We start from the raw sequence: 24627 nt of genomic DNA on the forward strand, positions 1-24627 counted from the left end.
AAGTGAGGTCTGTGTTCGATTGGGATCGAGGAAATATCAAGCATATATTTCAGCATGACATTTCACCTCAGGAAGCGGAAGAAGCTTTTTACGATCCGGACCGGAGCATACATCATGCACATAGTGGAAATAGAAAAATTATCGGCATGACAGAAGATGGACGGTTACTGGCCATCATTTTACAAAGCGTGAGAAGAAGATTAGACCTATCACAGGATGGGATGCAACGGAAACAGAACGAAAATCATACAATAGAAAAAGGAGGCAGTAAAGATGGATGAGGCTAGAAGAAACAAGAAAAGAATGGATGAGCTAGGCAGAGTTTTCATTGATGACCTGAATGAAATTCCTCAAAATATGACAGAAGAAGAAACAAAGCAATTTTGGGAGAAGCATGCAATGAGCGAGGGCTTGCTGAATGAAACACATATTGAAGATGAGGAGGATTTGCCTTTACCCCGCAAGCAGTCCACTAAGCCCATTAACCTTAGAATAGAAAGCGACCTGCTGTCCCGGCTTCAGAAGGTGGCTGAAAAGAAAAATGTACCCTATCAGACTTTATTAAAGCAGTTTGTGGCAGAGAGAGTCTATGAAGAAGAGAAGAGAGAGAAAATTTTGTACTAAAATACACACAAAACCACCCTTCCAGGTGGTTTTTTCACATCCTATTTCCCGCAGCACTTCTTGTACTTCTTCCCGCTTCCGGAAGGGCATGGAGCATTGCGGGTGATATTGTTTGTTGGGGCAGAGGGTGCTGGCGGTGTGAATACGATCCTCCCCCTAGTGGTTTTCGCTTCTCTTTTTTCGATTATCGATTTCCATGTTTGCAGTTTCGGGTGGTCCACGCCGCTGATTATGCAGGTTGCGTACAGATCCCTTTCAAATTCAAGAAGACCATTGTCATATCCTTGTTCCATAAAGTCTACCAGTTTGGGAATGGCCTCGGTTGACAGCTGGCTGCATAACGCTTCTGCCATCAGTGTTTTCGCTGTAAGATCGGTGGCTTGAATCGAAGAGGGATAAAAGTTTTTCGACAGCAAGCTCAGATTTACTATTTTTCAGTACCGCTATGGATGAGTAAAATTCATCTGGATCCAGTGCGCAGGGGGCTACACATGTGATTACTTCATCGGTGCCGATTTTGATTAACGCTGCTTCCACTTCTTCAACCAGGATTTCTTCCCTGCCGCGCAACGTCAGTTTTGCAAGATCTTCAACTAACGAATGGATTTTCAGTTCGCCTGCAGCATAGACAGCCATATAGCCTTTATAGGTAAAATAATCTTGTTTCGTTTCTTGCTGGATGATCTCCTCAATTTCCTCTGATGTATAGGCGTTCCATTTAATCAAACGATCTGTAATACGCTTGCAATACGTATAAAGGTTGTCATTATAAAGCCCTTGAGATTCCATTTCATCAGTGACCCTTGAGTGTTCATTCTGGAGTTCACTGATTGAAAGGTGATTGAGTTTAATGATGCTTTCCAGCTGAGTAAGATGCTCCTCTTCCATAACGGGCCGGACCTCTTCAAAATGTCCCTCAATTCGTTCGGAATCCAAATGGCTGAAAATCGTACGATACCAGTACAGGTTGTGATCCTTTTTCTTAAGAAGATCCACCAGCCGCTGAGCGCCAGCCTGACCGATCTGATAGGAGTATGTATAGGGCAATATGGTATTGGTCTGATTGTTAGGCGTGTTTTTATCGTTAGCATCCAGTGCAAGGTGGAAGGTCTCATCGTTTCCCAAACGGGCGTCATCGATTTTTTTTAGTGCGAAATCCTGGAGAATCGGGTCTTCGCTTAGTATGAAGGGCTGAAGGGTTTTTAGAAAGTTAGGCATTAGCTGATGCTCCTTTAAATACGTTTATCTTTCCTTCCACTATTTTAGCATTGGCAGGAATGAGGCAGGTATAATAATAGAAAAACAGGAGGAATGGGAGATGGAGAAAGTGGTTAACTATAAGTTGAAATCTCACATATTAGAAGCAGTAGAAAATCAGCTGAAGATGAATGATCCAAAGTGCACGAAACAGACATTAAACCGGTTAGTTGATTCAGGGTTCAAAACAGAACAGTCAAAAGAGATGATCGCCGCTATACTTGCAGAAGAAATGTGGTATGTCATGAATGATAATGAGCTATTTAATCCAAAGCGGTATGCGAAAAAGCTTTCATTGCTTCCGGACTATTTAGAGGCAGGGGAATCCAAAAATACAACAAGAACATTGAAAGCTGAACCTGCAATTGGCAGAAATGAACCTTGCAAGTGCGGCAGTGGCAAGAAATTTAAAAAGTGCTGCGGACTGAGTAATAACAAGCGAATGGAGCAGTAAATCGGTACGAAAAGGTTAATTTAGAGGGGAAATTCAATCATTCATGCGATAAGAAAATAGATCTGCATCAACCACCAGCTTATGATGAAAAATCCGCAGCTTATGATGAAATTTGTGTGACTTATGATGAAATTTTCAAATTTATGATGAATTTTCAGTGACTTATGATGAAAATTTAAGATTTATGCTGAATGACACATATTAAGCCAACAATGGATATTATTAATAGATACCGCTTTGAAAATGAGATTGGTACAAACATAAGAAACCGCTTGGTAAACCAGGCAGCACGTAATTTGCATACTTTACTTTCACGCTTGCATTTTATGAAATACACTGAATATAATTACCACATGACGAATTTCGGATAAATAAGGAGGTTATAAGATGTGGAAAAAATTATTTCGTTCATCAAAAGATGAAGAGGACGATAGAGCAAGCTTATTTGCAGAACTTCAACAAGACGAAATGTTTCAGGAAATGGTAAGAAAAGCTGAAGAAAGATTAGAATTTTTGCTTGAACTAGATAAACTGTGCGATAAATGTATTTATTTGCTTGAGAGTCCTTTTGAAAGATTAGATATGGTTGATTTAATTGTAAATGAAATAGAAGAATTAAAACCCAAAATACAGGTTTTTCAAAAAAGTGCAGATTCAAAATTTGACCATAAAGAAATTAAAAATACGGTAACTCCCTATCTCAAATTATCGGAGTTAATGATTGGCAATCACAAAGATTCTAAAGGCATAATAAGTTTAATAAATTCAGGTGAAGATTCTCAATCAAAAAAAATGCAAAAATCACTTGAAAAATCCATCTATAGTATATTAAAAATCAAAAACCAAATTAGTAAAATGTTTGATATGCGTTAGTCACATTTCAGTACATATACGATTGTTGTTTAGCTTGAAAATAATGCAGAAAAAAACCCGAATAAATGATATTAATCTTTATTCGGGGGGCTCTATATTTTAAAAAGCTCCAATACTCATTTCTACATACGAAGTACCATCATAGGTTTGTTTGAGTTCCACAAAAAAAGGAGTTGTCTGAGGTAATTCATTCACTTCCAGATATTGAGCTAATTCCCAATAGGTTTCCTGTGACTTCTCGTTGAATTCTCCAGCTATTCTGGCTGTAATTAATCCATAGACACCAAAATAGCTTTTAAACGTAATGTCGTGCTCTTTTCGGTCTTCAATTCTGTCTTCCTCAATAGGTATAAATATTTCCGATGTCATCACCTCTGAATTCGGGTCGCTGAGTATGGAAAAAAACAGCGGACCCTTCGGGGTAACTCCTTTATCTGCAAGGAGCTTTTGGAAATCCCGAATGGCAAGTCCGATTTCATCCGGCACGAAACGATAATATTTGGAGGCTACGTTTCTGTAAGTAATCTCAGTATTTTCCTCGATCATGAAGCATAGCCTTCTTCCTTGATTGGCACGTAAAGATCAATCATGTACTCCCCATATACCTCCAGCAGAACACAATAATAGGTTTCCGTTAATTGGATCTCATTTTCTGTGGCATAATCCTTTACCTTCTGATAGGCAGCATAAAAATCGGGCTCTTCTTGGGCCTGACGTAAAACCAGTGCATTATCAACTGTGAACGTATCCATATATTGAAAATCGCCATTCTTCTCAAAGGTGATCGAATCGTTGATTGGCATAAAGTAAGTAAAATTGCCGGTCTCAGCATTCCTGACTGCCTCATTGTATGTAAAAAAGATAGGGCCGTTTCTATATATGTCATGTGAGAGAAGGAGCGTTTCCATAACGAAATTGCCCTCCTGCCAATTATTCTTTGGCTGGCTGATAACGTAAGTAATCAAATGATCAAAAATTAATGGTTTTTTTTCAATGGGCATTTGTCTACCGCTCCTTTTCTTCCGTTTCTGAGTAAAGATAGCCCCTTTCATTATAATTGAAGCTTTTAAAACGATACTTACAATATAAAATGATGAGTTGTTCTGGAAGAACATAAATAATCGTATACGAAATAGAAATAAATATAGCAACCATTGCTATTGTCTCTATGCTAGCTAGACCCAAAACTCTAACTACATGTTGAATAATAAAAACCAATGCTGTGCTTCCCACAATTATAGTTGGCAGATGAAGCCTCTTTTCAATTTTTTCCCTCCGTATATCAGAGGAAGAACCAGTTTTATAATGTCCTCGATTTATTAAAATGCTATATCTAACAAAAATACAAACCAATAACAATATTCCAAAAAACATTGCTATATTCGTAAAGGATATTAGCATATTTTCTGTTATTCCTTCATTTTCACCTATTAAAAACAAAGCGATTAAAAAAAATGAAACTCCAAAATTTTGGGTCGTTATTATACTTACTAAATACTGTATTTTTTCAGCTTTTTTGTAAACAAATGGAAAAGAAAAAAGAATAGAACACCCAATCAATACCATCGTAATAATGAAATGAACATTCCTAATTTCATCTGAATTAGGATAATTAGTGTATTTACCGGCCACATTATAGGTTAAAAACCAAACTAAAAATTGTAAAGCTGAGCCAAGTAAAAGTGCACCTGCAAGGGAATTTGGGCTTTGCCTCCCGCTTTCTAGCGGCTTTCGGAGAACTCTAAAATCTTCAACAGACAAGTATTTCTTCAATGTATTACCTCATTTCATTTTAGGGAAATTTCTTCTTAAATGCTAAATCAGTGGAACCAATCTTTAATGCTATTCATAACGGACTTTCCTTTTTTGTCTTCTTTGGTAAGCAGGTAATTTAGTCCTAATCCAACCGCAGCCCCAACCGCTGTACCTACTCCAGGAATCGGTATTACTGCTGTAAATAAAGCTGTTGATCCTGTCTGTACAGCGCCAGTTACCGCAGTTTCCACCAATGTATCCACTGTAGCTCTTCCAACCGCTTTCGTATTATCAAGTCCATCTTTTTTTGCATCCTGGTAATTATCAGAAAAGCTCAATGCTGCTCCAACCGGTGCTAAAATTTTCGCTTGTTTTATATAATTCTTGTAATCTGCTACATCGGTAACTGCCTCTGCTGCGCCTTTAACAGTAGCTTTTCCAATCGTCTTTACTTTTTCTAAGTTTTTTGCATCCTTATTCCAGTATTGCAAGTGCTGATTATTTTTAAGAATATCGTTCCCTGCTTTAGACCAACCGTTACTGCCAGACTTCATTGTACTAAACTTAATAGTAGCTGTCCTTGTTTTTGCAATTTGATAGTGTCTTGGCTTCCATTTTGAACGGTCTTTCGGAAGGCCTCTCATTAATTCTTTATAAACCTGACTATTTTCTTCAATTTTGATGCCAAGCGATTTTAGTGCTTCTTCGGTTGCGGTAATACGTGGAAGATATTTGCCTGAAGCATGGTCAAGGCCTCTTTCAATATTCAGTCCGTTACGTGCTCCATACATTTTTCTGCTTATGTTTACATCAAAAAGAGCTGTTTTAAATCGATCAGCCATCGTAAAATAATCGTTTACTGTATTTCCTTTTTCCGGGCTTGATACTGCTTTTCCATTATTTTTGTCAATCCCTTTTCTTATAGGAGCAGCCGCAGTTAATACACTCCATTCCGAAGCAGGAAAATCAAAGTCGGTAAGACCGTATGACATCATCGTTTCAACATCATCCACCCAAAGCTTCATTTTATTAATCTCATCGGAAACCGATTTAAGGGCTGCGAGCTGTGAGGAATCAAACTCGTTTAGCTGCTGAATGGTTTGATCACGCAGTTTTTGAGCCTGGCTGATATCTGTCTGGACGTCACTGTCGTCGAGATTGGGTAATGCAACAATGTCTGATACCTGAGTCAAGCTGGTGTTGGTCTCATCGGTCAGTTCGCCGGTAATTTTTCCAAAAGAAGTTAACCCCCGCTCTACTTCGCCTTCAAGAAATTCCTGCCGGATGAAGCCTGATTCGTTTGATTCAAGAGAAGTAAGAGCGCTGTCCATATTTTTTAAAATAGTAGTGAAGCTTATTTTAAATGATTTGAAATATTCCAGGAACGGGATGTGGCAGCTTTCGTAGAAGGAGCGGATAGCCTCACCGCCGGCTCCTTTCAGCGCATCGTCCATTGCAGCCAGGGCAGAAATTGATTTTTCAATTGCCTGAACCTCTGTTTCCAGCCTGGACAGCATGCTTATATTACGCTGTATGCCCTCATGAAAAGGCTTTACGTCTAAAACCTTCATACATTCAACCTCTTTCTGCAACAATTGCTTAAGATAAACGTAATTTCTTTTCCATTCAGCGCTTTTAGTGCCTATTCCATTTCTAAAGGTCCGGAACGCCTTATGGTAGTGGAAGCCGTATCATCGGCATTTTTCATATAAGCAATGCATTGTCTTGTGGTTTCCACATTCTGTATAAGGATAGAATGATAGGTTACTAAGAGCTTCTCCAGCCGGCTGGAAAGATCGGTTAGCTCTGTTACGACATCCAGTGTGTTTCCGGATATTGGATCTTCTGCGCTTGGCTTGAACGCTTTGGCGGCAATGGATATAGATTGCAGACCCTGTTCGGCTTCACCGTATACAATTTTTATTTCTGAGGACATCTCAATTCTCCTTTTCTATTACTTCTTTGCAGCGGCCTGCTCCGCTTCTCTTGCCCTTTCAGCTGCTGCCTGCGCTTCTAGGGACGCGATGGCTGCTTGAATAGATTTAATTTCTGCGTTAAGGGATGTAATCTTCTCTGCAATTGCTTTAAAAATTTTTGAGAACTGAGTCCCGGTTATTTCCTGAAAGGAAGTTTTTATGCCGGATTCCCGCATCTCATCAAACGTATCAGCATGTTTTCCGTTCCAGGTTTCATCAGTCAGATCCGGCTCCATGCATTTTTGCTCGATCGCACTGAATTCCGCCAACTTGCTGTTTAATGTACTGCTAAATGCAGTCAGCCTTGATAGGTGCTCTTTTTTCTCTCTAAGCAGGTCATAATAATATCCCAGCAAACTAGATACCTCCTAATAAATTAACCCGAATTTCCATTATCTTTCAATATTTTCACAAATAATACACTATATGAAAATAGATATAAAGTTACAAATATCCAATTATGTATAAGTATATAGTTCTATTTTCCAAATTTAACAAAATTAAAACCTAAGAGATACAAATCGCAGGCTGTGGCTAGAAAATAATTCTGACTAAGAACTTATAAGGTTACGTAAAAATAATAGTGAACGATTCAGGAGATTCGCAAGCTTATGATGAATTTTCATAGACTTATGATGAAAATTCCGCAACTTATGATGAATTTTGACTGACTAATGATGAAATTTTAGTAACTTATGATGAAAATTTAAGATTTATGCTGAAAGATGCAAGTTTGCTGAGGAACCTTTAAGATAGCAAGCGGATCTTTACCGGGACAGTGTTCACATATAGTAAAAGATACTCGCCTCCCACTAATACGACCGGACCCGCAAAAGAAACGATATAACGAAGCTACTCGATAATATTCATGGCTTTTTACAGTCTTAATCCTTTTCCGAGAAAAGATAGCCTCTTTTATTAAAGTTGAAGCTTTTGAATTTAAACTTGCAGTACAATAACAATAGCTGCTCTGGAAGAACAAACATCATGGTAAAAAATATAAGAATGCATATGGCACTTGCAATCATGAGTGTTGAAAATCCTGTTTGTATGTTAGTAAATATAAATATAATAAAATATACAATTCCGATGCCGGCAAGAATGGCCCCGGGAATGTAATCTGCTTTTTCATATTTTCTTCTTAAAGTGTCTTTTTTTGTACCCTGTTTATAATGTCCTTTATGTAAAAGAATGGCTAATCTCAAAATGGTAACCAGAAAAACAAGTAATCCAATGAAAAGGATGGTTGTTGAAAAACCAATTAAGGTCTTTTGGTCAAGGGCCAATCCTGATTCAGCCGTACCTAAATTTATCAATGCCATCAATAGAGGAAAAAAACCAAATATGCTCTGGGATACGATAATCACTTCTATAGATAAAAGGAATTGAATAAACAGCTGATAAACCGCTTAGTGCGAAGCCTGACCAAAACAAGTATGAGAAGATCTGGTCCTTGTGTGGAAAAATGGAATACTGGCCTATAAATTGTGTCAGAAAGAACCAGAACCATTGCAAAACAATGGATAGTAATAGATTGCCGCCTAAAGAATCAGGACTTTGTCTTCCGGATATGAAAGGACCTCTAAAAACCTCGAAATCTTCCGCTAATAATTTTTTGGACATACCTTTCTCCAATCCTATCGTTTAATATCAGTCTCAGAATATAAATAGCCTCTTTCGTTAAAGGTAAAGCTCTTAAAACGATATTTACAATATAAAATAATAAGCTGCTCTGGAAGAACATAAATGATGGCATATGAAATAGAACTAAATAAAACAATAATAGATATTGTCTCTATGTCAGCAAAGCCAAATACTTTAACCGCTTGCTGAATGATATAAATTAAAGCTATGCTTCCTGTGACTATAATTGGCAAGTGGAAGCCTTTTTCTCCCCTTCTCTTATCAGAGGCAGAATCCCTTTTATAATGCCCCCGATATAATAAAAGAAAATATCTTATAAAAGTACTAACAAGTATCAATGCTCCGAAAAACATGGAAATGATCGTAAAAGATATAAGCGTATTTTCATTTATTCCTTCTTTTTCACCAAGAAGAAACAAGGCCATTAGAAAAAAAGAAGCTCCAAGATTTTGGGTGGTCAGTATACTCATCAAATATTGAATTCTTTCCCCTTTCTTATAAACGACGGGAATGGAAAAGAGGATAGAAAAAGCAATTAATATAATAGTAACGATAAGATGAATATTTCTATAATATAATAGTAACGATAAGATGAATATTTCTAATTTCTTCTATGTTAGGATAATACGTATATCTCCCGGCAACGTTATAGGTCAAGAACCACACCAGCAATTGCATTCCTGACCCCAGCGAAAGTGCTCCTGCAAGGGACGCTGGGCTTTGCCTTACTGTCTCAAGCAGCTTCCTCAAAACATAAAAATCTCCAACTGACAATTTACTCATCGATTTCTTTCCTCATTTCTATACTGTGAAATCAATTCTTAATGCTGTTTTTCATAATTCGGATTGCTCTTGACTGTTTATATCATGTTTATATATAAATACCCATATATTGATCAGCGTGTCACTAAAAATATATATTAAAGTATCAATATTCCTAGCAATTTATATAGGACGTAAGAAGAGACAATAATAATTTTGGAACCATCTCTTTTTCGGCACTGGCATTAAACCGCAAGTATAGGAAGATGGGACAAGTCTAGTATGAGATTTTTAGCATTTTCCAATGGCAGCAAGAACTAAAAAGAGGGAAGAGTAGCCAGCAGCAATTCCCTGAGCATATGAAAAAGCACTTTGCTCTGAAGCAAAGTGCTTTTTCAATGGTCTTTTTCTTACACCGTCTTAACCGGCACCGGCAAAATCTTCACCAGCTCAGTCAGCGCTTCCTCCGCGTTTTTCACAGAAAGCGTAATTCTCTCTTCCTCCGAATACCGCATTGCAGTGTGCTCATAGCGCGGGTCATAGTAGTATTCAAGCAGCAGCATGACCGCGTCCTCGTATTCGCCTGCGTTGAGGGACGCTTCAATTTGAGCGGCTGCCGGTGTATGAATGCGGGCTTTTATCCGGTAGAAGGCCTTCATGCACTCTTCATGATGCTTCCATGGCTGGTAGTCTTCGACTAGGAACCTTGCACGTTCCGTCCTAGGAATATCGAGGAACAGCTGGGTTCCCTGTTCTTTCCTTTCCGCGATAAATTCCGGGAGGACGGCTTTTCCGATTCGCTTGCTTTCCGCTTCCAGGACAACGAAAGGGGATGACTGGAGCGGGAGGGCATCTTTTATGAGCAGAGAGTCGAAGGTCTTCTGGTTGTGGGGCTTCAGGCCAATCTGGCCGAAGATGGAACCCCGGTGGTTCGCCATTCCTTCCAGGTCCAGCACAGGGTAGCCCTTCGCTTGAAGTTGATGGAGCAGCCAGGTTTTCCCTGATCCGGTATAGCCGTTCAGCAAATAGGCTTCCGGTTTGAAGTCGATGTTTTCGATTTGATCGACGATCCACCGGCGATACGCCCGCACTCCGCCATCCAGCCGGAACGTTTTGATGCCCATTAGATCAAGGACAGTGGCGGACGTTCGGCTCCGCATGCCTCCTCTCCAGCAGAAGACAGCCTTATGCTGGGGGATGGCGCTGAATGTTTTTATGAATTCCGGAAGCTTTGCCGACACGATTTCGAGTCCGCGGTCCTTTGCCGCTTGAACGCCGACCTGTTTATAGATGGTGCCGATCTCAGCCCGCTCCTCATCGTTAAAAAGGGGGATGTTCAAGGCGCCGGGAATAGTCGCTTCCTTGTATTCAGATGGAGAACGGACATCCACCGCCACGATTTTCTTTTCTTTTTGCATTGCTAATAGCTGTTCTACCGAAAGATCCTGAAACACTGTTATTCCGCCCTTCTCCCATCAAAACTTTTCAGAAACGACAATATGGCCGGGGTGATCCGCCGTTACCTCTCCGATCATACCCGCTTCCACACCTGCGTCCTGAAGGTCTTTCAGCAGGGCATCAGCTTCATCCCCTGCAACCGAGATCAGCAGTCCTCCCGATGTCACCGCATCGCACAAAATATACTGATCAATCTGATCCATGCCATTCGGGAACGTAACATCACCCTGCAAATGAGCAAAGTTATTTTTTGTTCCGCCCGGAATGACGCCCTGCTCTGCAAGGTCCCGGACTCTTGGAAGGATAGGAACGGCCTCTTTTGCAATCCGAATGCCCGCCTTGCTTCCTTTTGCCATCTCAGAAGTGTGTCCAAGCAATCCGAAGCCTGTAACATCGGTACACGCGTGGACATCATACGACGCCATCGTCTCAGCCGCTGTTTTATTCAGGGTCGCCATGACTTCTGTAACCCGTGCAACTTCATCCTCGGTAAGCAAGTCTCTCTTAATGGAAGAAGTCAGGATACCGACCCCGATTGGTTTCGTTAAAATCAGTTTATCACCGGGCTTTGCGCCTGTATTGGCCCTCACTTTATCAGGATGGACCGTTCCGGTTACCGCCAAACCAAACTTCGGCTCTTTATCTTCGATAGAGTGGCCTCCGACAAGGGTTGCGCCGGCTTCTTTTAGCTTATCGCCTGCCCCGCGAAGGATGTCTGCAAGGATTTGCTTGTCCAGATCCGCAATCGGGAAGGCAACAATGTTCAGGGCCGTAAGCGGTTTGCCTCCCATCGCATATATGTCGCTGATCGCGTTCGCAGCCGCCACCTGGCCGAAGGAGTATGGATCATCAACGATGGGAGTGAAGAAATCAAGCGTCTGGACAATCGCAAGGTCGTCCGTAAGACGGTATACGCCTGCATCATCGCTCGTATCAAGTCCGACAAGCAAATCGGGATTCGGCATGGCAGGGGGAAGTGAGCGGATGACCTCCTGCAAATCAGCCGGTCCGATTTTGCAGCCGCAGCCGCCCTTTGTGGATAAGGATGTTAATTTTATTTTTTGTGTCATAATGACGCCAACCTTTCTGTATTCACTATGATTATTATAAATGACCTTTCCCGAAAAAGCTTGGCACAGGCCTGCTGGATGTCTGACGTGATATAATTGGATATTGTCTTAATTCTATTGAAACGGGGAATGAAAATGGCTCAAAGTGCTCTTCAGCAAACACAGCCGTCGGGTAAAAAAACCGTATGGCTTGTGACTCTGTTTCTAGTGATTGCTGCTGCAGGTCTATTATATGTAAAATGGGTGCCGTATCTTGAAAAATCCTGGATTGCGGCTTCCACCCACTCTATCGGAGACTCGATTCTCGGAAGCCCTGAAGCAGGCGCTTCTCCATCGTGGAGCAGCGCATGGGAATATGCCGCGGTTTATTTTAAAGCCGTCTGGAAAGCAGCGATTCTCGGCATCGTGCTTGGCTCGCTCATTCAGGTGCTGATTCCGTCCCAATGGCTTTTGCGTGTTCTCGGTAAAACAACCTTCGGCAGCACGGCTGCCGGAGGGCTGGCTTCCCTTCCTGGCATGATGTGCACATGCTGTGCCGCCCCGATGGCGGTAGGCATGCGGAAAAAGAACGTATCAGCGGGAGCAAGTCTCGCTTTCTGGATCGGGAACCCAGTGCTGAACCCGGCCGTTCTCGTCTTCATGACCTTTGTGCTTTCCTGGAAATTCACCTTACTTCGTCTTGCTTTTGGACTCATCCTGACATTCGGCGTCAGCTACCTGGCCAACCGCTTCATGAAGGAGGAACCGCCGCTTCCGGCAGAAAAGCTGATGGAAGAAGCGGAACAAGCCCAATCCGGCTCCTTTCTTGCGAGATGGGGGAAAAGCCTTGGAACGATGCTCCTTTATGTCGTCCCGGCTTATGTACTTTCCGTTCTTCTGCTTGGCGCAGCACGCGTCTGGCTATTCCCGAACGTTGGTGAAGCTGCCGCTAACAGCATACTTGTTCTAATTCTATTCGCTGTCGCCGGCATGCTTTTCGTCATTCCGACCGCAGCCGAAATTCCCATCATCCAGACCTTTATGACGATGGGTCTCGGTGCAGGACCGGCCGGAGCGCTTCTCATCACGCTTCCTGCTGTCAGCCTCCCGTCACTGTTAATCGTTGCCGGTTCTTTTCCGAAAAAGGTGCTTGCGTTTGTGGCAGGTTCCGTAGTACTGCTTGGGATAGCAGCCGGGTTAATAGGGATGCTTATATTGTAAGAGTGCAACCAACTCTGTTCTGCTTTTTTGCGGTGCGGGGTTGGTTTTTTGTATGTAAGAGGAATTAAGCATTAGAATTAGATACATAGCCGTTCTCATTAAAAGTAAAGCTTACAGATTCCCCAGGTTATGATGAATTTTCATAGACTTATGATGAAAACTCTCGAACTTATGATGAAATTCTGTAAGTTATGATGAAAATCTCCTAACTTATGATGAAATTTCAAGATTTATGCTGAATAACTGTTCCACTCAGTGATGAAAGGCTTGCCAAACTAAAGGCAGTATCCGAAACCGGAATAAGGGATTTAGCAGAGGAAATGAGAAAGGTACCATGTTCCAGATGAAGATGCGGCCAAGCTCCAGGCTGAACTGATTACCATCTACAACGATAAATCAGAAATGGATGCGGTCATGGGCTTTTTGCAATCTTATTTCAAATTCTTTTCCAGGAAGTTTGCCCTGCAGGTTCTGGAACTTGCAGAAGAAGTTGGCAGGCAAATTCCAAGATGGGAATTGAAGGGGTATACGCCAAAAGAATGGCTAGAAGTGAAATCTAAGGAATAACTTGGTTGGCCGTTAAACGATTGAAAGTAGTTTAATCATCAGCTCCGGCATTTCATCCGATTGTCCTTTTTTTCCTGCGGGGCAGTTTGCTTTACATCGCCGCTGCCCGCAAAAAAACACCTTCAAAAAGTATGTTTCTACTTTCGAAGGTGTTTTTTACTGTTTTGATTTTCTATCTTGTTCTTCAATTATTTTGCACGTTTCGGATAAAAAAACGAAACAACCACCAAAACAACCAAAATTCCAAGGCAAACCGAAGTCCCAATCACATTGTCTTTATTAAGCACAAAGGATATAAAAATGACGGCCAAAGACAGACTGGCAGCAATCGTTGTAAATGGTGCCCATTTCAGCTTGAAAAAAGGCTCCTTCGGATAGTGGTTGCGAAGCTTGATTTGGGCGAGACAGATGCCAAGCCAAATCAGCAACACAGTAAATCCGGGAATGGTCATTAAATAGCTGATGACTTCATCAGGTGTTTGGTAGGCCAGGAATACGCCAAAGGTAAGAGCAATGGCTGTAAGGGCAATTCCGTTAATCGGGATGTCCTGTTTAGATAGCCTGGCAAGCTTTTTGGGTGCTTCTCCGTTTTGAGCCATGGAGTATAACGTTCTGGATGTTGCGTAGATCCCGGAATTGGCTGCGGATAGCACAGCTGTCAGCAGCACGAAGTTCATGACGTGGGCTGCTCCGGGAATGCCGATTGCAGTAAAGACTTGAACAAATGGACTTTCCTTTCCGGATACCTCGTTCCACGGAATTAAGCCGCAAATGATTAAAATCGGCAATACGTAGAATAGGATGACTCGGATCACAGTGCTTTTAATGACTTTTGGAAGCACTCTTTCAGCATCCTTTGTTTCGGTAACGGCAACCCCGATCAATTCAGCTCCGCCATAGGAAAACATGACAACGAGGAGTGCACCGAACATGCCGGCTGCACCATTCGGGAAAAATCCGCCGTGAGCTGTGTAATTCGAAAGCGGATCCTCAACAGGGCTAGGAATAATGCCGAAGATCATGCTAAGACCCAGGATGATAAAAAGGGTTAGCGTAATGATCTTAATCCCGGCAAAGTAAAATTCAAATTCTCCATAAAATTTTACTTGAGTAAGGTTAATGGAAATGATAAATACCGCACAAATAAGAGCGAGCACCCACAATGGTATGGATGTGAACCAGAACTGCAAAAAGCTTCCGGCAGCTAAAACCTCAACAACCGTAACAATGATCCAGTTAATCCAGTAAAGCCATCCGGCAATAAAGGATGTTTTGGCACCAAAAGCCTTTGAAAGTAAATGCTGGGTATTGTGATTCGGGTAGACAGAGGCCATCTCCGCCAGTGCTGACATGACAATAAACAGTAGGAGGCCCCCAAGCAAATAAGCAAACACGACGCTCGGTCCTGCCATATTCAATGTATCGGAACTGCCTTTAAAAATACCTGTACCAATCATCCCCGCAAGCGCGATGAATTGGACATGCCTCGGCAGCAAGCCTTTTCTAAGAGTATTGTTCTGTTCCATAAAGTCGTCCTGCCTTCCTGATATACAATCTATCTATTTCACTTAAACGCTTCTCCGCTTTTGTGCATTCAAGTTACTAGTATAAGTGCGTTGCTGCTCACCGTCAATTTTCTTATTTTTAGCATGTAAGTTCAGTTATTTCTTAAATAGAGGGAAAATATAATTCGTTTTAATACGTTTTAGGTACAAAAAGATGAAAGCTGCAAACTTGATGGATGAAATAATGAGAGTGACTCAGATGCAGTGAATAAGGAACTTCAAGATGAACTAGATAAGTTGAAAAGAGCTTGGAAGATTTTTTACCCTTTAACGTTAGTGTCCACTCTTTCAGAAAGGATGTTTGTAAAAAACATATAAATTTAAATCACTCTACAAAAGTAGGTATATTGACCGATATAAGGGTTAGCACCAAAATATTGGAAGCGAATACAAAGAGATAGTCGCTTTCACTATGTCTATGAATCAGGCGTACATGGGGAGGGAATCATTTGTTTCAAAAGATGAAGTGGAAAAATATCAAAATCCGCGGGAAGTATAACCTTATTTTTTCATTTGCTGCGGCAGCATTTTTAGTATCTGTACTTATAACTTATTTTTATCTGGATTTATCAAGCCGTGAATTGAAAGAGACAAAGTCGAAAAATGAACTGTCTATGTATGCGGGAGAGCTTGTTTCTCTCTATCAGGAAAAATATCTGCTGATTCCTGAATACATTTTGCTTTCGGATGATGAGAAGCTGAATGAGTATTTGCAGTACAGCGGAAAATTCGTCGAAACAGCTAAAAAGTTAAAGCCACAGCTGAGCAGGGAACAAATCTCTACCTTCAACAAGCTTATTGACAATAACAATAAATTGGATCAGCAGTTCTTCAGCGTGGTGGTTCCAAACGTTCAGCAGATCAATACAGCCGAGTATAAAGAAATGCAGGCACTGGTCAATAAGCTGAAAGAGGATACATCGAAGCTCGGGGATGAACTGAAAAATGCAGCAGCTGGCTCCAGTGAGAAAGCAATGGATACCTCTTTAAACCATCTATCAAATGTTACGCTGATTCTCATCATTACGGCCGTTGCTTCCATCTGCCTCTCGTTTTTGCTGCTTTATTTAGTCAGCATGAACTTAAGGAAGAACTTGAATAATGTGATTAAGGTGAGTGAGGAGATAGCAGGCGGCGTATTAAATGTAAAGAACTTGGATTATGAGGGAACAGATGAAATTGGTCAGCTGTCGAAATCCATTAACTATATGGGACAGCGTCTTCGTGACATGATTTCCTCCATCTCGAATCTTTCCAAAGAGGTGGACCAGCAAAGTACCACTCTCCTTGAATCGACGGAAGAAGTGAAACAGGGAAGCGAGCAGATTGCCATAACCATCGAAGATATTTCGAGAAATGGTCACTCTCAAGCGGAGAATGCTGTCAAAATTTCTTTGAATACGCAAGCGTTTAGTGACGAAATGGCAAACGCTAAAGAAAATACAGTGAAATTAGTAGATTTTACGAATCAAATTCTTCAAGTCTCCATTAATGGAGATGAACAGATGCATGAGTCACAGAAGCAAATGAAAATCATCAATGAACTCGTTGAAACATCTGTTCATAAAGTGCAAGGTTTAGAAGCGAAGACCCAATCCATTTCTGAGATTGTGGATGTCATAAGGTCCATCGCCGATCAAACAAACCTTTTAGCACTCAATGCTTCCATTGAAGCAGCCAGAGCGGGAGAGGCTGGAAAAGGGTTTGCAGTCGTTGCAAGCGAAGTTCGAAAACTGGCTGAGCAAGTATCAAATTCCAGTCAAAGTATTTCATCCATTGTTTACAGTGTGAAAGAGGAGACGACTGGCATAGCGAAGGATTTGACACAGGGATTTGCGGAGGTCCATAAAGGATCAGAACAATTTGAGTTAACGAGGAAACAATTTTCGGATATTAAAGGCCAGGTAGCTGAAATGTCAGACCAGGTAAAGAACATTTCATCTATTTTTAGCTCTGTTCAGGAATCCGGCCAGGAAATCAATGAATCCGTCGAACATATTGCTGCGGCATCCGAGGAAGCAGCTGCAGGATCCGAAGAAATTTCTGCTGCTGCACATGAACAAAGCCACTCGATTGACAGCATTTTTTCCAGTGCAAAAATGCTGACCGGGTTGGTCGAACAAATGAACGGTTTAATCAAGAAGTTTCAGCTCTAAGAAGGATGGGGGAGAAAGAAGTGCTAAAAGTTCTTCATAAAAACAGCCAGGTATGCATCCTGTTTCTAATCATGCTCCTATTCAGTTCCGCATGTACCAATCAAGTTGCAAATGAACCTAAAAAAGCTGATCGGATAAAGCTGGTTTCTGATGACGGGAAGCCTTATATTGGATTTGTATTAGATACGCTTAAAGAGGAGCGCTGGTATAAGGATAAGGCTTTATTTGAAGAAAAGGTCGTTCAGATGGGGGGACAGGTGAAAACGTTAGCCGCCAATGGACTGGATGATATTCAAATAAAGCAAGCAGAACTGTTAATTCAAGAAGGGGCAGATGTATTGGTCGTCGTGCCTCATAACGCTGAAATATCGGCCAAGATTGTGGATATGGCTCATAAAGCAGGTGTAAAGGTTATTTCCTATGACCGATTGATAAAAAACTCAAAAGTTGATTATTATATTTCATTTGATAATGAAAAGGTTGGAGAACTCCAGGCGAGTGAGGTTGTTAAAAAAGTATCAAAAGGTAATTTTGCCTACATAGGCGGAGCAGAATCTGATAATAATGCAGTGCTATTTCGCAAAGGAGCGATGAAGGTTATTCAACCGCTCATCGACAAAGGCGATATTAAAATAGTCTATGACCAATATACCGATGAATGGAAACCGGAAACAGCGCAGAAGAATATGCAGTCAGCTCTAGAACAAAACTCAAACCAAATCGATGCTGTTATAGCCGCAAACGATGGTACAGCTGGAGGGGTAATCAATGCCTTGTCCTCTGCCGGACTATCGGGCAACATTCCTGTATCTGGGCAGGATGCTGAGTTAATGGGTGTAAAACGAATCGTTGAAGGGACACAAACGATGACTGTGTATAAACCAATCACTCTACTGGCAGGGAAAGTTGCTGAAGTAGCAGTGAAGGCAGCAAAAGGAGAAAAGGTAGCAACGGATCGAACAGTGAATAATGGAGAAATAGACGTTCCCTCCATTCTATTGGATCCTATAGCGGTTACAAAAAATAACATTAAAGACACGGTCATTAAAGATGGCTATTTAACTGAAGAAGAACTGTATAAAAAATAAGGAATCTTAGTTCAAGTAAGATTCCTAAAAAATAATGTGACAAAATATAATAACAAGGAAAAAGATAAAGCTGCCGGACACAAAGCTAAGGGGTTCTCTTTGGGAGTACAAAACAGAAAAAAGCAATAAAAATCGCAAGCTAATTCGCATATGAATTAGCTTGCTAATTTTTGTAGGTATATCAAGATTTACTAGGTTTTTATGTTCGAATTAGCACCCCAATTCGCATACGTTTTAGCAAGATGACAATAATTTCTGTCACGCTGCGTTTTGGTATGTTAAATCACTTGTTAAAAGACTTACTATTTTGGCGAAAAAGGATTAGACGACGACTAAATCGAATACATAAAATAAGATTAAAAATATGCAGTCCTTATTCAACAAAAGAAGGTGGAATGTTTAACAAGAATATAGCATTACAGAGTATTTTAATCTTATATAAAGGCGAATACGTAATTATTCTGAATTACAATCGAACTATAAGTGAAAGAGTTGATAAAAATAAAATTGAATAGTATAAAATCATATATTCTCTCTATTGGTCTTGGCATTTTGGCTGGAATAATAACACGACTGTCAGATTTTTTTCCAAACCACAATTTGTGGAGTTTCAGTTCGATAGCCACTTTATTTGGCTTTTGGATATTAACGGTAACATTAGTTATATATTTTAGTTCTTCAAATATAAATGCTGCTATTAACGTTATCTTGTACCTGTTCAGTATGAATTTTAGCTTTTATTTTTTGTTATATATACTCGGTTTTTTTATACCGAGGTTTTACAATGAAGGTTTTCAATGGAATTTATTTATGTTGTATAATATTGCTGGCTTAGTCGTTGGTATTATTGCTTACATACTTTATTTCTGGAATAAATGGAATAAGTCAAATAGTTTATTATATGCATTACCAGTAAGTGGATTAGTTGCAGAAACAATTGGAGTAGGTATTTATTTTTATAAAAATGATACTTTTTTGTTTCAACTTATTTTCGACTTTCTTAGTCTAGTAATATTAGGCGGTTGGTTCTATAAAAAAGTAAACAATAAATTAATTTATATTCTGACCATTGGGGTTGTATCTCTAATTGGCTATTTTCTGGTTTATCGCCCTTTTCTTTAAATTGATTCCATTAATGCTAATGGTTTCTTATTTAATTAACTGGTGCGACTGCGGAAGGTAGCTCCGTCTAATTGTATTTAATTTAAAATGTTAAAAGCACTGCGATTTGCAGTGCTTTTTCTATTGCTAATTTATATGCGATTCTTTATGTTTTTTTACTTTTTGTACTCCTAATCCGAACCCGTTAACACAAAGCCCGGCAGCTTTAATTACTTATGACTAAATAAAATTGCCATTCCCCGCCAAAGGCATAGGAACGTCTTGAAGCTTATCAGACCGCAGACTATAGGCTGCTGCCTTCTTGTTATCCTGCTTGAAAACATCCACATGATCGCTGTAAATATACACATCCAGCAGGACATCCATTTTGCCTTTCTTCGTATTAATGACCAATGGGGTTCCTGTGTTCTCTGCAGGTACATCGTATTCATCATATCGATCAAAAAATGTCGCTTCATTAAAATGGTGAATAAATTGAGTTTTTTCTTCTCCTTCCAAGCGTTTTCCTCTAAGGGTTATAGTGGTGGTCTCTTCACTGAGCCTTGCATGCAAGGCGAATTTGTTGAGCAGCCATTCCATAACGAAGGTTGGGGGACTGGCAAGTACTACTTTAAGAGTGCTGATAACTATTAGCAAAATGATAAACCAGGTAGTCATTTATCGTTCATCTCCGTAACGTTTAAAATACAACTTCATAATCATCGTATCATAGGGACGGTCGTTTATCTTTGTACATTGTATGAAGTTTAGATGAGGAAATACCTTTTCAATCTTACAGCCCTTCGACTCTTACGAAATCTTGTATAGGTTTTTTATTCTGCCGAATAGTTATCCTGTATAAGCAAATAAGAGACGGCGCTATGGATAAGCGCCGTCTCTTATTTTTCCCCGCCATTAAAAAAACAGGAGATTTCCCTGCCAACTACTCTGTACCCTGCAGATGTTAAGTGGATTCCATCATCACTAATCAAATCCTGAAGGCTGCCAGCTTGTCTTAGAGCTGTCCTGACGTCTGCTTTCCCCACCTGCATTTCATCCGCGAGGTTCATTAAACGGTCATTATACATGCCATGCCAATGCTCCATGCCGCCCTTCAAACTGATCCAATGACCAATGGAACTGCCGTATTGCTTGAATAAAAATTGGTAGTACCGCACAGGGTCCAGCGGCGGAAGGGTCATCACAATTGGGGTAATCCCAGCCTCTTTCATTCTCTCTGTCATCGTCCTCACATTTGCAATGTAGCGGTCGGCCGGAACAATGGCCTGATGCTCCGAATCGGGATGTTCCGCCACTTCATTCCAATCGAAATTGCAGTCATTCCCGCCAATTCCGATGATGACGAAATCAGGATTCTCCTCCAGCACATCCTTCTTCAGTCTTTTCAAAAGAAGATCAGAATTATCATTGAATACCCCTTTGTTGATCACGGTTATATTACGGTTTAAGAATTCCTTCAAATAATTTGGGTAATTCTTTTTCGTAATTCTTAGTCTTCCTTTGTCAAGGGTTATGCCCCTTGTCAAACTGTCTCCAAAACATATGATTTTCATCTCTGTTTATCCCCATGTTCTATAGTTTGATGTTCACATGAGCTGAAAGGTCAACACTTTACTCTATTCATAGTGATAGAAGAAGGTATAGGTAGATGCGAAAAATGGTGTAAATAGCGCATTTTTTTCATAATTCATCTCCATTTGCTTATGATAAGAAATGAAAATTATGTAAAAAGGGGTTCAGAATGAAGAAAATTACGGTTCTTAAAGTCATGGCAATCTCCATCATTTGCGCATCCGCATTCGCATGTTCCAACAAACAGGAGGAGGGGAGCAAAGAAAAAGAGAAAACGTCAGCCTCTTCCGTTAAGCTTATTGGAAAATATCAATTTGAAAATCCGCCAAAGCTAGCGAAGGATATCCATGCGGCGATGGGATCTTCGCTTCTCCATCTTCCGGAGGATCCTGATCATATTTTTTATTCGTCGTCGGACCGCGGGCCGAACGGGGAATTGACCGTCAATAAGGAAGAACGGAGAACCTTTCCAATCCCGACGTATACGCCTGCCGTATATAAAATCGAACTTTCCAAAGGGAAAATAAAAGTAGCAGATAAAATCCAATTAAAGCTGCCAAAGGGATCCGATCCGATTACAGGAAATGCCTTTATTACCGGTTTGCCTAATTTTAAGGAAACGGATGAAGCTCCGTATGATGCGACAGGAAAAAAGGTGTTGTCGTATGATCCCTACGGTCTGGATACAGAGGGGCTTGCTTACAACCCTGCTGATCAAACGTTTTGGTTAAGTGATGAATACCGTCCAAGTCTTGTTCAGATGAAAAAAGACGGTACCCTTTTACAACGTCTAGTGCCGGCAGGTTTGGAAACGGACTTCAAAAAAGCTCCTTTACTTCCTGTAAAAGCGAATTTGCCTGGTGATTTAACAAAGCGTGAGGAAAATAGAGGATTCGAATCAGTGTCTATTACTCCAGATGGACGCTACCTTTTTACAATGACGCAAAGTGCTCTGATAAACCCTGATGAAAATTCGAGGATCACACGAATTTTAAAGATTGATTTGAAAACTACAAAGGTAATCGCCGAATTTGCCTATATTTCTGAGGATGGACGAAAGCTTGGACTGGATCAAAGTGATATTGTCGTCTCTGATCTTTTTGCAATAGATGAACATAGTCTTCTTGTCGACGAACGGGATACAGCCTCAGGAAAAGAAGCGAAATTTAAGAAAATCTATAAAATTAATCTCCAAGAGGCAAGCAATATTTTAGATAAGGATAAGGAGAAAGGAAAAACGCTCGAGCAAATGAACGCAGAGGATCAAAAAGCTGCGGGAATAAAAGCAGTGGCTAAAAAGGAAGTCGTCGATCTGCTGAAATTCGGTTATCCGTTTGAAAAAGCTGAAGGAATAACACTGGTTGGCAATAAATTAGCGGTCATTAATGATGACGATTTTGGAGTAACCGATCCGAACAGTAAAACAGAGCTTTGGTTATTCCAGTTACCATAAGTCAGTGAGAGAAAGGCTCCTGTTGCAGACCTGCCGCAGGAGCCTTTTGCTGTCCATGATCCCCCATTCAATAAAATGAGAATTCCAAATAAAAGCCAGCTGCATACGATAATACAAGCATATATAAGAACAACACCAGCCCCGAATAGTTGGTGTTGTTCTATTTCCAAAGGAGCTATCCAATGACATCCAAATCCCTTATTACGGCAATCGGCACGTATGTCCCGGCAAAGCGGCTTACAAACGATGATCTTGAGAAGATGGTGGAAACGAGAGACGAATGGATTGTCCAAAGAACCGGGATGAGAGAAAGAAGAATCTCCGGCGAGGCTGAGTTCACTTCCGATTTATGCATTAAGGCCGTTGAGAACCTCATAAAAACGTATGATAAAAACGTGGATGATGTTGACATGATGATCGTCGCCACATCCACTGCGGATTATAGTTTTCCCAGTACCGCATGCAAAGTGCAGGAAGCCTTTCAAATAAAGCACACAGGAGCCTTTGACCTGAGTGCCGCCTGTTCAGGCTTCGTCTATGCTTTAACGCTGGCAAATGGACTAATCTCCTCAGGGCTGAACAAAAAAATACTCGTCATCGGCGCAGAGACCATGTCTAAAGTGATGGATTATACAGATCGCACCACCTGCATTCTGTTCGGCGACGGAGCAGGAGCTGTCTTGGTCGAATACAGCGAAACCCCTGGCTTTAACTCCTCCATAATGGGGACAGACGGAAGCGGCGGACAGCATCTTTACCTGCCGGGTCTCAAAGGCAGCAATCGATTCCTCGTACAAAACGGCCGCGAGGTATACAAATGGGCCACCCGGACCGTATCAGAAGGAATTGAACGACTACTGGCACAAGCGGGGATGGGAACAGAAAATATTGACTGGTTTGTTCCGCACAGTGCGAACTTAAGAATCATAGAATCCATTTGCGCAAGGTCCGGAATCAGCATGGAAAAAACCCTGTACAGCGTAGAATACATGGGAAATACATCCTCCGCATCCATTCCTCTGGCATTGGATATAGGGATAAAGGAAAAGAAAGTAAAGCACGGAGATACCGTTTTGCTTTATGGGTTTGGGGGAGGGCTGACTCATGCTGGGGTTGTGATGAAGTGGGGGGTGCCGGATTTAAAATGATCTCCGTGAGAAGTGTCTTATTTGATAAATTTAATCTCCAATTGTCAGTTTAAGCAAGAGACAGATAGTTGGAGGTTTTTTCACTTTAAAGATGTAGGAAAAAATTAGAACTTCCTGTGGTAAGTGATTTAATCAATCACTTACCGTATAAAAATATATTTTCTGCATCACAACGTAATTTGTAAAATCCTGAACGCTTTTTATACCTACCTCGTTCGGCGGGGAGTGTAAAACGATTTTAAAAAAGTCATTCTCTCATTTTATTCAGCAACCCGCTGTACCACAACGTGCATACAAGCGCGCTGACCAAAGCGACCGACCATGCACCAGGTGGACCTTCAGGACTCCTTGGTCACACGGGAGACGGCTGGATCTCGTCCGGTATATTCTGGACGCGTAATCTTAGAAACGGCTTCTCCTCATGGGGAGTCGTTTTTTTCTTTGGCTATGTTAAAGCATATTGCTGATTTTTAACACCTGTTGATTGGAGCGGAAAGCGAACGTCAGCAGCGAAAATCAACAGCCAGGCTTAACAGAGCTTTTTCTTTTAAAACGAGTCGATTGTCACTGGGTTATGAAACAGCTAGTATGGGAATGGAATAGATAATACATAAATTGGAAAAGGAGTGCAATTATGGGTAAAAAAATCAGCTATGGAGCTTTAGTTTTTGTTCTTCCTTTAAGCATTTTATCGATTGTGTATAAAACCAGTATTTACCTTGTGCTGCTGTTTCTTACAATGGCTATCTACTTTTTAATTGCAAGCATCTTCATGTTCAGAGAGGGAAAGAAGCCTTTGGCGATCATGGTTGGGTTTCTCGCTATTATAAAACTGGTGTTAGATAATATGCTGTATAACCTATTGCCACAGGTTAGTGGTTAA

Annotated in this window: 27 protein-coding genes; 12 read left to right on the forward strand and 15 right to left on the reverse strand. The window is 40.8% G+C overall.

What is annotated here, in order from left to right; translation table 11 throughout:
• Positions 1-11: 11 nt before the first annotated feature.
• On the forward strand, positions 12-281 hold the full coding sequence (locus J9317_RS02285) for a BrnT family toxin (RefSeq protein WP_211556163.1): 270 nt from the start codon (positions 12-14) through the stop codon (positions 279-281).
• Positions 274-624, forward strand: coding sequence for a CopG family antitoxin (locus J9317_RS02290; RefSeq protein ID WP_211556165.1), 351 nt, complete (start codon positions 274-276; stop codon positions 622-624). Before J9317_RS02285 ends, J9317_RS02290 begins: the two co-directional genes overlap by 8 nt.
• Positions 625-665: 41 nt before the next feature.
• Here the strand turns inward: J9317_RS02290 and J9317_RS20970 are convergent, their stop codons facing one another.
• Positions 666-977, reverse strand: a complete 312-nt coding sequence (locus J9317_RS20970) for an SEC-C metal-binding domain-containing protein (protein ID WP_431190664.1) — start codon at positions 975-977, stop codon at positions 666-668.
• On the reverse strand, positions 901-1842 hold the full coding sequence (locus J9317_RS02300) for a hypothetical protein (protein WP_211556170.1): 942 nt from the start codon (positions 1840-1842) through the stop codon (positions 901-903). Before J9317_RS02300 ends, J9317_RS20970 begins: the two co-directional genes overlap by 77 nt.
• A 100-nt stretch (positions 1843-1942) precedes the next feature.
• Between J9317_RS02300 and J9317_RS20475 the strand changes: the two genes are divergently transcribed.
• Together J9317_RS20475 and J9317_RS02310 are read left to right on the forward strand one after the other, a co-directional pair.
• Positions 1943-2335: an SEC-C metal-binding domain-containing protein gene (locus J9317_RS20475; RefSeq protein WP_249291958.1), complete on the forward strand. Its 393-nt coding sequence runs from the start codon at positions 1943-1945 to the stop codon at positions 2333-2335.
• Between the two features lie 387 nt (positions 2336-2722).
• Complete coding sequence (locus tag J9317_RS02310; protein WP_211556172.1) at positions 2723-3208, forward strand: hypothetical protein; 486 nt, start codon at positions 2723-2725, stop codon at positions 3206-3208.
• 99 nt (positions 3209-3307) lie between these two features.
• Here J9317_RS02310 and J9317_RS02315 read toward each other — a convergent pair whose 3' ends face one another.
• The 10 genes from J9317_RS02315 to selD form a co-directional block, all read right to left on the reverse strand.
• Positions 3308-3754 (reverse strand): DUF5085 family protein, encoded by a 447-nt coding sequence (locus J9317_RS02315; protein ID WP_211556174.1) that lies wholly within the window; start codon positions 3752-3754, stop codon positions 3308-3310.
• Complete coding sequence (locus J9317_RS02320; RefSeq protein WP_249291959.1) at positions 3751-4209, reverse strand: DUF5085 family protein; 459 nt, start codon at positions 4207-4209, stop codon at positions 3751-3753. Before J9317_RS02320 ends, J9317_RS02315 begins: the two co-directional genes overlap by 4 nt.
• Positions 4210-4213: 4 nt before the next feature.
• Complete coding sequence (locus tag J9317_RS02325; protein ID WP_211556176.1) at positions 4214-4981, reverse strand: ABC transporter ATPase; 768 nt, start codon at positions 4979-4981, stop codon at positions 4214-4216.
• Between the two features lie 47 nt (positions 4982-5028).
• Complete coding sequence (locus tag J9317_RS02330; RefSeq protein ID WP_211556179.1) at positions 5029-6534, reverse strand: ribonuclease YeeF family protein; 1506 nt, start codon at positions 6532-6534, stop codon at positions 5029-5031.
• A 71-nt stretch (positions 6535-6605) separates the two neighbouring features.
• Entirely contained in the window at positions 6606-6899 is a 294-nt protein-coding gene (locus J9317_RS02335) for a YwqI/YxiC family protein (protein WP_211556181.1), read from the reverse strand.
• An 18-nt stretch (positions 6900-6917) separates the two neighbouring features.
• A complete protein-coding gene (locus J9317_RS02340) occupies positions 6918-7295 on the reverse strand; it encodes a YwqH-like family protein (RefSeq protein WP_211556182.1) in 378 nt (125 codons plus the stop codon).
• Positions 7296-7823: 528 nt separating this feature from the next.
• On the reverse strand, positions 7824-8264 hold the full coding sequence (locus J9317_RS02345; RefSeq protein WP_211556184.1) for a hypothetical protein: 441 nt from the start codon (positions 8262-8264) through the stop codon (positions 7824-7826).
• 312 nt (positions 8265-8576) lie between these two features.
• Positions 8577-9056 (reverse strand): hypothetical protein, encoded by a 480-nt coding sequence (locus J9317_RS02350; protein ID WP_211556186.1) that lies wholly within the window; start codon positions 9054-9056, stop codon positions 8577-8579.
• A 699-nt stretch (positions 9057-9755) separates the two neighbouring features.
• Positions 9756-10799, reverse strand: coding sequence for a tRNA 2-selenouridine(34) synthase MnmH (mnmH, locus tag J9317_RS02355; protein ID WP_211556188.1), 1044 nt, complete (start codon positions 10797-10799; stop codon positions 9756-9758).
• 21 nt (positions 10800-10820) lie between these two features.
• Positions 10821-11873 (reverse strand): selenide, water dikinase SelD, encoded by a 1053-nt coding sequence (gene selD / locus J9317_RS02360; protein WP_211556190.1) that lies wholly within the window; start codon positions 11871-11873, stop codon positions 10821-10823.
• Positions 11874-12002: 129 nt separating this feature from the next.
• Between selD and J9317_RS02365 the strand changes: the two genes are divergently transcribed.
• Together J9317_RS02365 and J9317_RS02370 are read left to right on the forward strand one after the other, a co-directional pair.
• Positions 12003-13073, forward strand: coding sequence for a permease (locus J9317_RS02365; RefSeq protein WP_211562052.1), 1071 nt, complete (start codon positions 12003-12005; stop codon positions 13071-13073).
• Between the two features lie 414 nt (positions 13074-13487).
• Entirely contained in the window at positions 13488-13640 is a 153-nt protein-coding gene (locus J9317_RS02370) for a hypothetical protein (protein ID WP_211556192.1), read from the forward strand.
• Positions 13641-13828: 188 nt separating this feature from the next.
• Here J9317_RS02370 and J9317_RS02375 read toward each other — a convergent pair whose 3' ends face one another.
• Positions 13829-15166, reverse strand: coding sequence for an amino acid permease (locus tag J9317_RS02375; protein WP_211556194.1), 1338 nt, complete (start codon positions 15164-15166; stop codon positions 13829-13831).
• Positions 15167-15654: 488 nt separating this feature from the next.
• Between J9317_RS02375 and J9317_RS02380 the strand changes: the two genes are divergently transcribed.
• The 3 genes from J9317_RS02380 to J9317_RS02390 all read left to right on the forward strand — a co-directional run bounded on the left by J9317_RS02380 (position 15655) and on the right by J9317_RS02390 (position 19571).
• The gene (locus tag J9317_RS02380) at positions 15655-17361 is read left to right on the forward strand and encodes a methyl-accepting chemotaxis protein (protein WP_211556195.1); all 1707 of its coding nucleotides are present in this window, start codon (positions 15655-15657) and stop codon (positions 17359-17361) included.
• A 5-nt stretch (positions 17362-17366) separates the two neighbouring features.
• Positions 17367-18449: a sugar ABC transporter substrate-binding protein gene (locus J9317_RS02385; protein ID WP_431190665.1), complete on the forward strand. Its 1083-nt coding sequence runs from the start codon at positions 17367-17369 to the stop codon at positions 18447-18449.
• 492 nt (positions 18450-18941) lie between these two features.
• On the forward strand, positions 18942-19571 hold the full coding sequence (locus J9317_RS02390) for a hypothetical protein (RefSeq protein WP_211556199.1): 630 nt from the start codon (positions 18942-18944) through the stop codon (positions 19569-19571).
• 219 nt (positions 19572-19790) lie between these two features.
• On the opposite strand, the gene J9317_RS02395 is transcribed toward J9317_RS02390, so the two are convergent.
• Together J9317_RS02395 and J9317_RS02400 are read right to left on the reverse strand one after the other, a co-directional pair.
• Entirely contained in the window at positions 19791-20228 is a 438-nt protein-coding gene (locus tag J9317_RS02395) for a YfmQ family protein (protein WP_211556201.1), read from the reverse strand.
• A gap of 221 nt (positions 20229-20449) precedes the next feature.
• Entirely contained in the window at positions 20450-21124 is a 675-nt protein-coding gene (locus J9317_RS02400) for an SGNH/GDSL hydrolase family protein (protein ID WP_211556203.1), read from the reverse strand.
• 188 nt (positions 21125-21312) lie between these two features.
• Here J9317_RS02400 and J9317_RS02405 point away from each other — a divergent pair, with 188 nt between their 5' ends.
• The 3 genes from J9317_RS02405 to J9317_RS02415 all read left to right on the forward strand — a co-directional run bounded on the left by J9317_RS02405 (position 21313) and on the right by J9317_RS02415 (position 24627).
• A complete protein-coding gene (locus tag J9317_RS02405) occupies positions 21313-22596 on the forward strand; it encodes an esterase-like activity of phytase family protein (protein WP_211556205.1) in 1284 nt (427 codons plus the stop codon).
• A 182-nt stretch (positions 22597-22778) separates the two neighbouring features.
• Complete coding sequence (locus J9317_RS02410; protein WP_211556207.1) at positions 22779-23744, forward strand: ketoacyl-ACP synthase III; 966 nt, start codon at positions 22779-22781, stop codon at positions 23742-23744.
• Between the two features lie 634 nt (positions 23745-24378).
• Positions 24379-24627 (forward strand): hypothetical protein, encoded by a 249-nt coding sequence (locus J9317_RS02415; RefSeq protein ID WP_211556209.1) that lies wholly within the window; start codon positions 24379-24381, stop codon positions 24625-24627.

Origin of the sequence: Metabacillus flavus (assembly GCF_018283675.1) — a bacterium.
GTDB lineage: Bacteria > Bacillota > Bacilli > Bacillales > Bacillaceae > Metabacillus_B > Metabacillus_B flavus.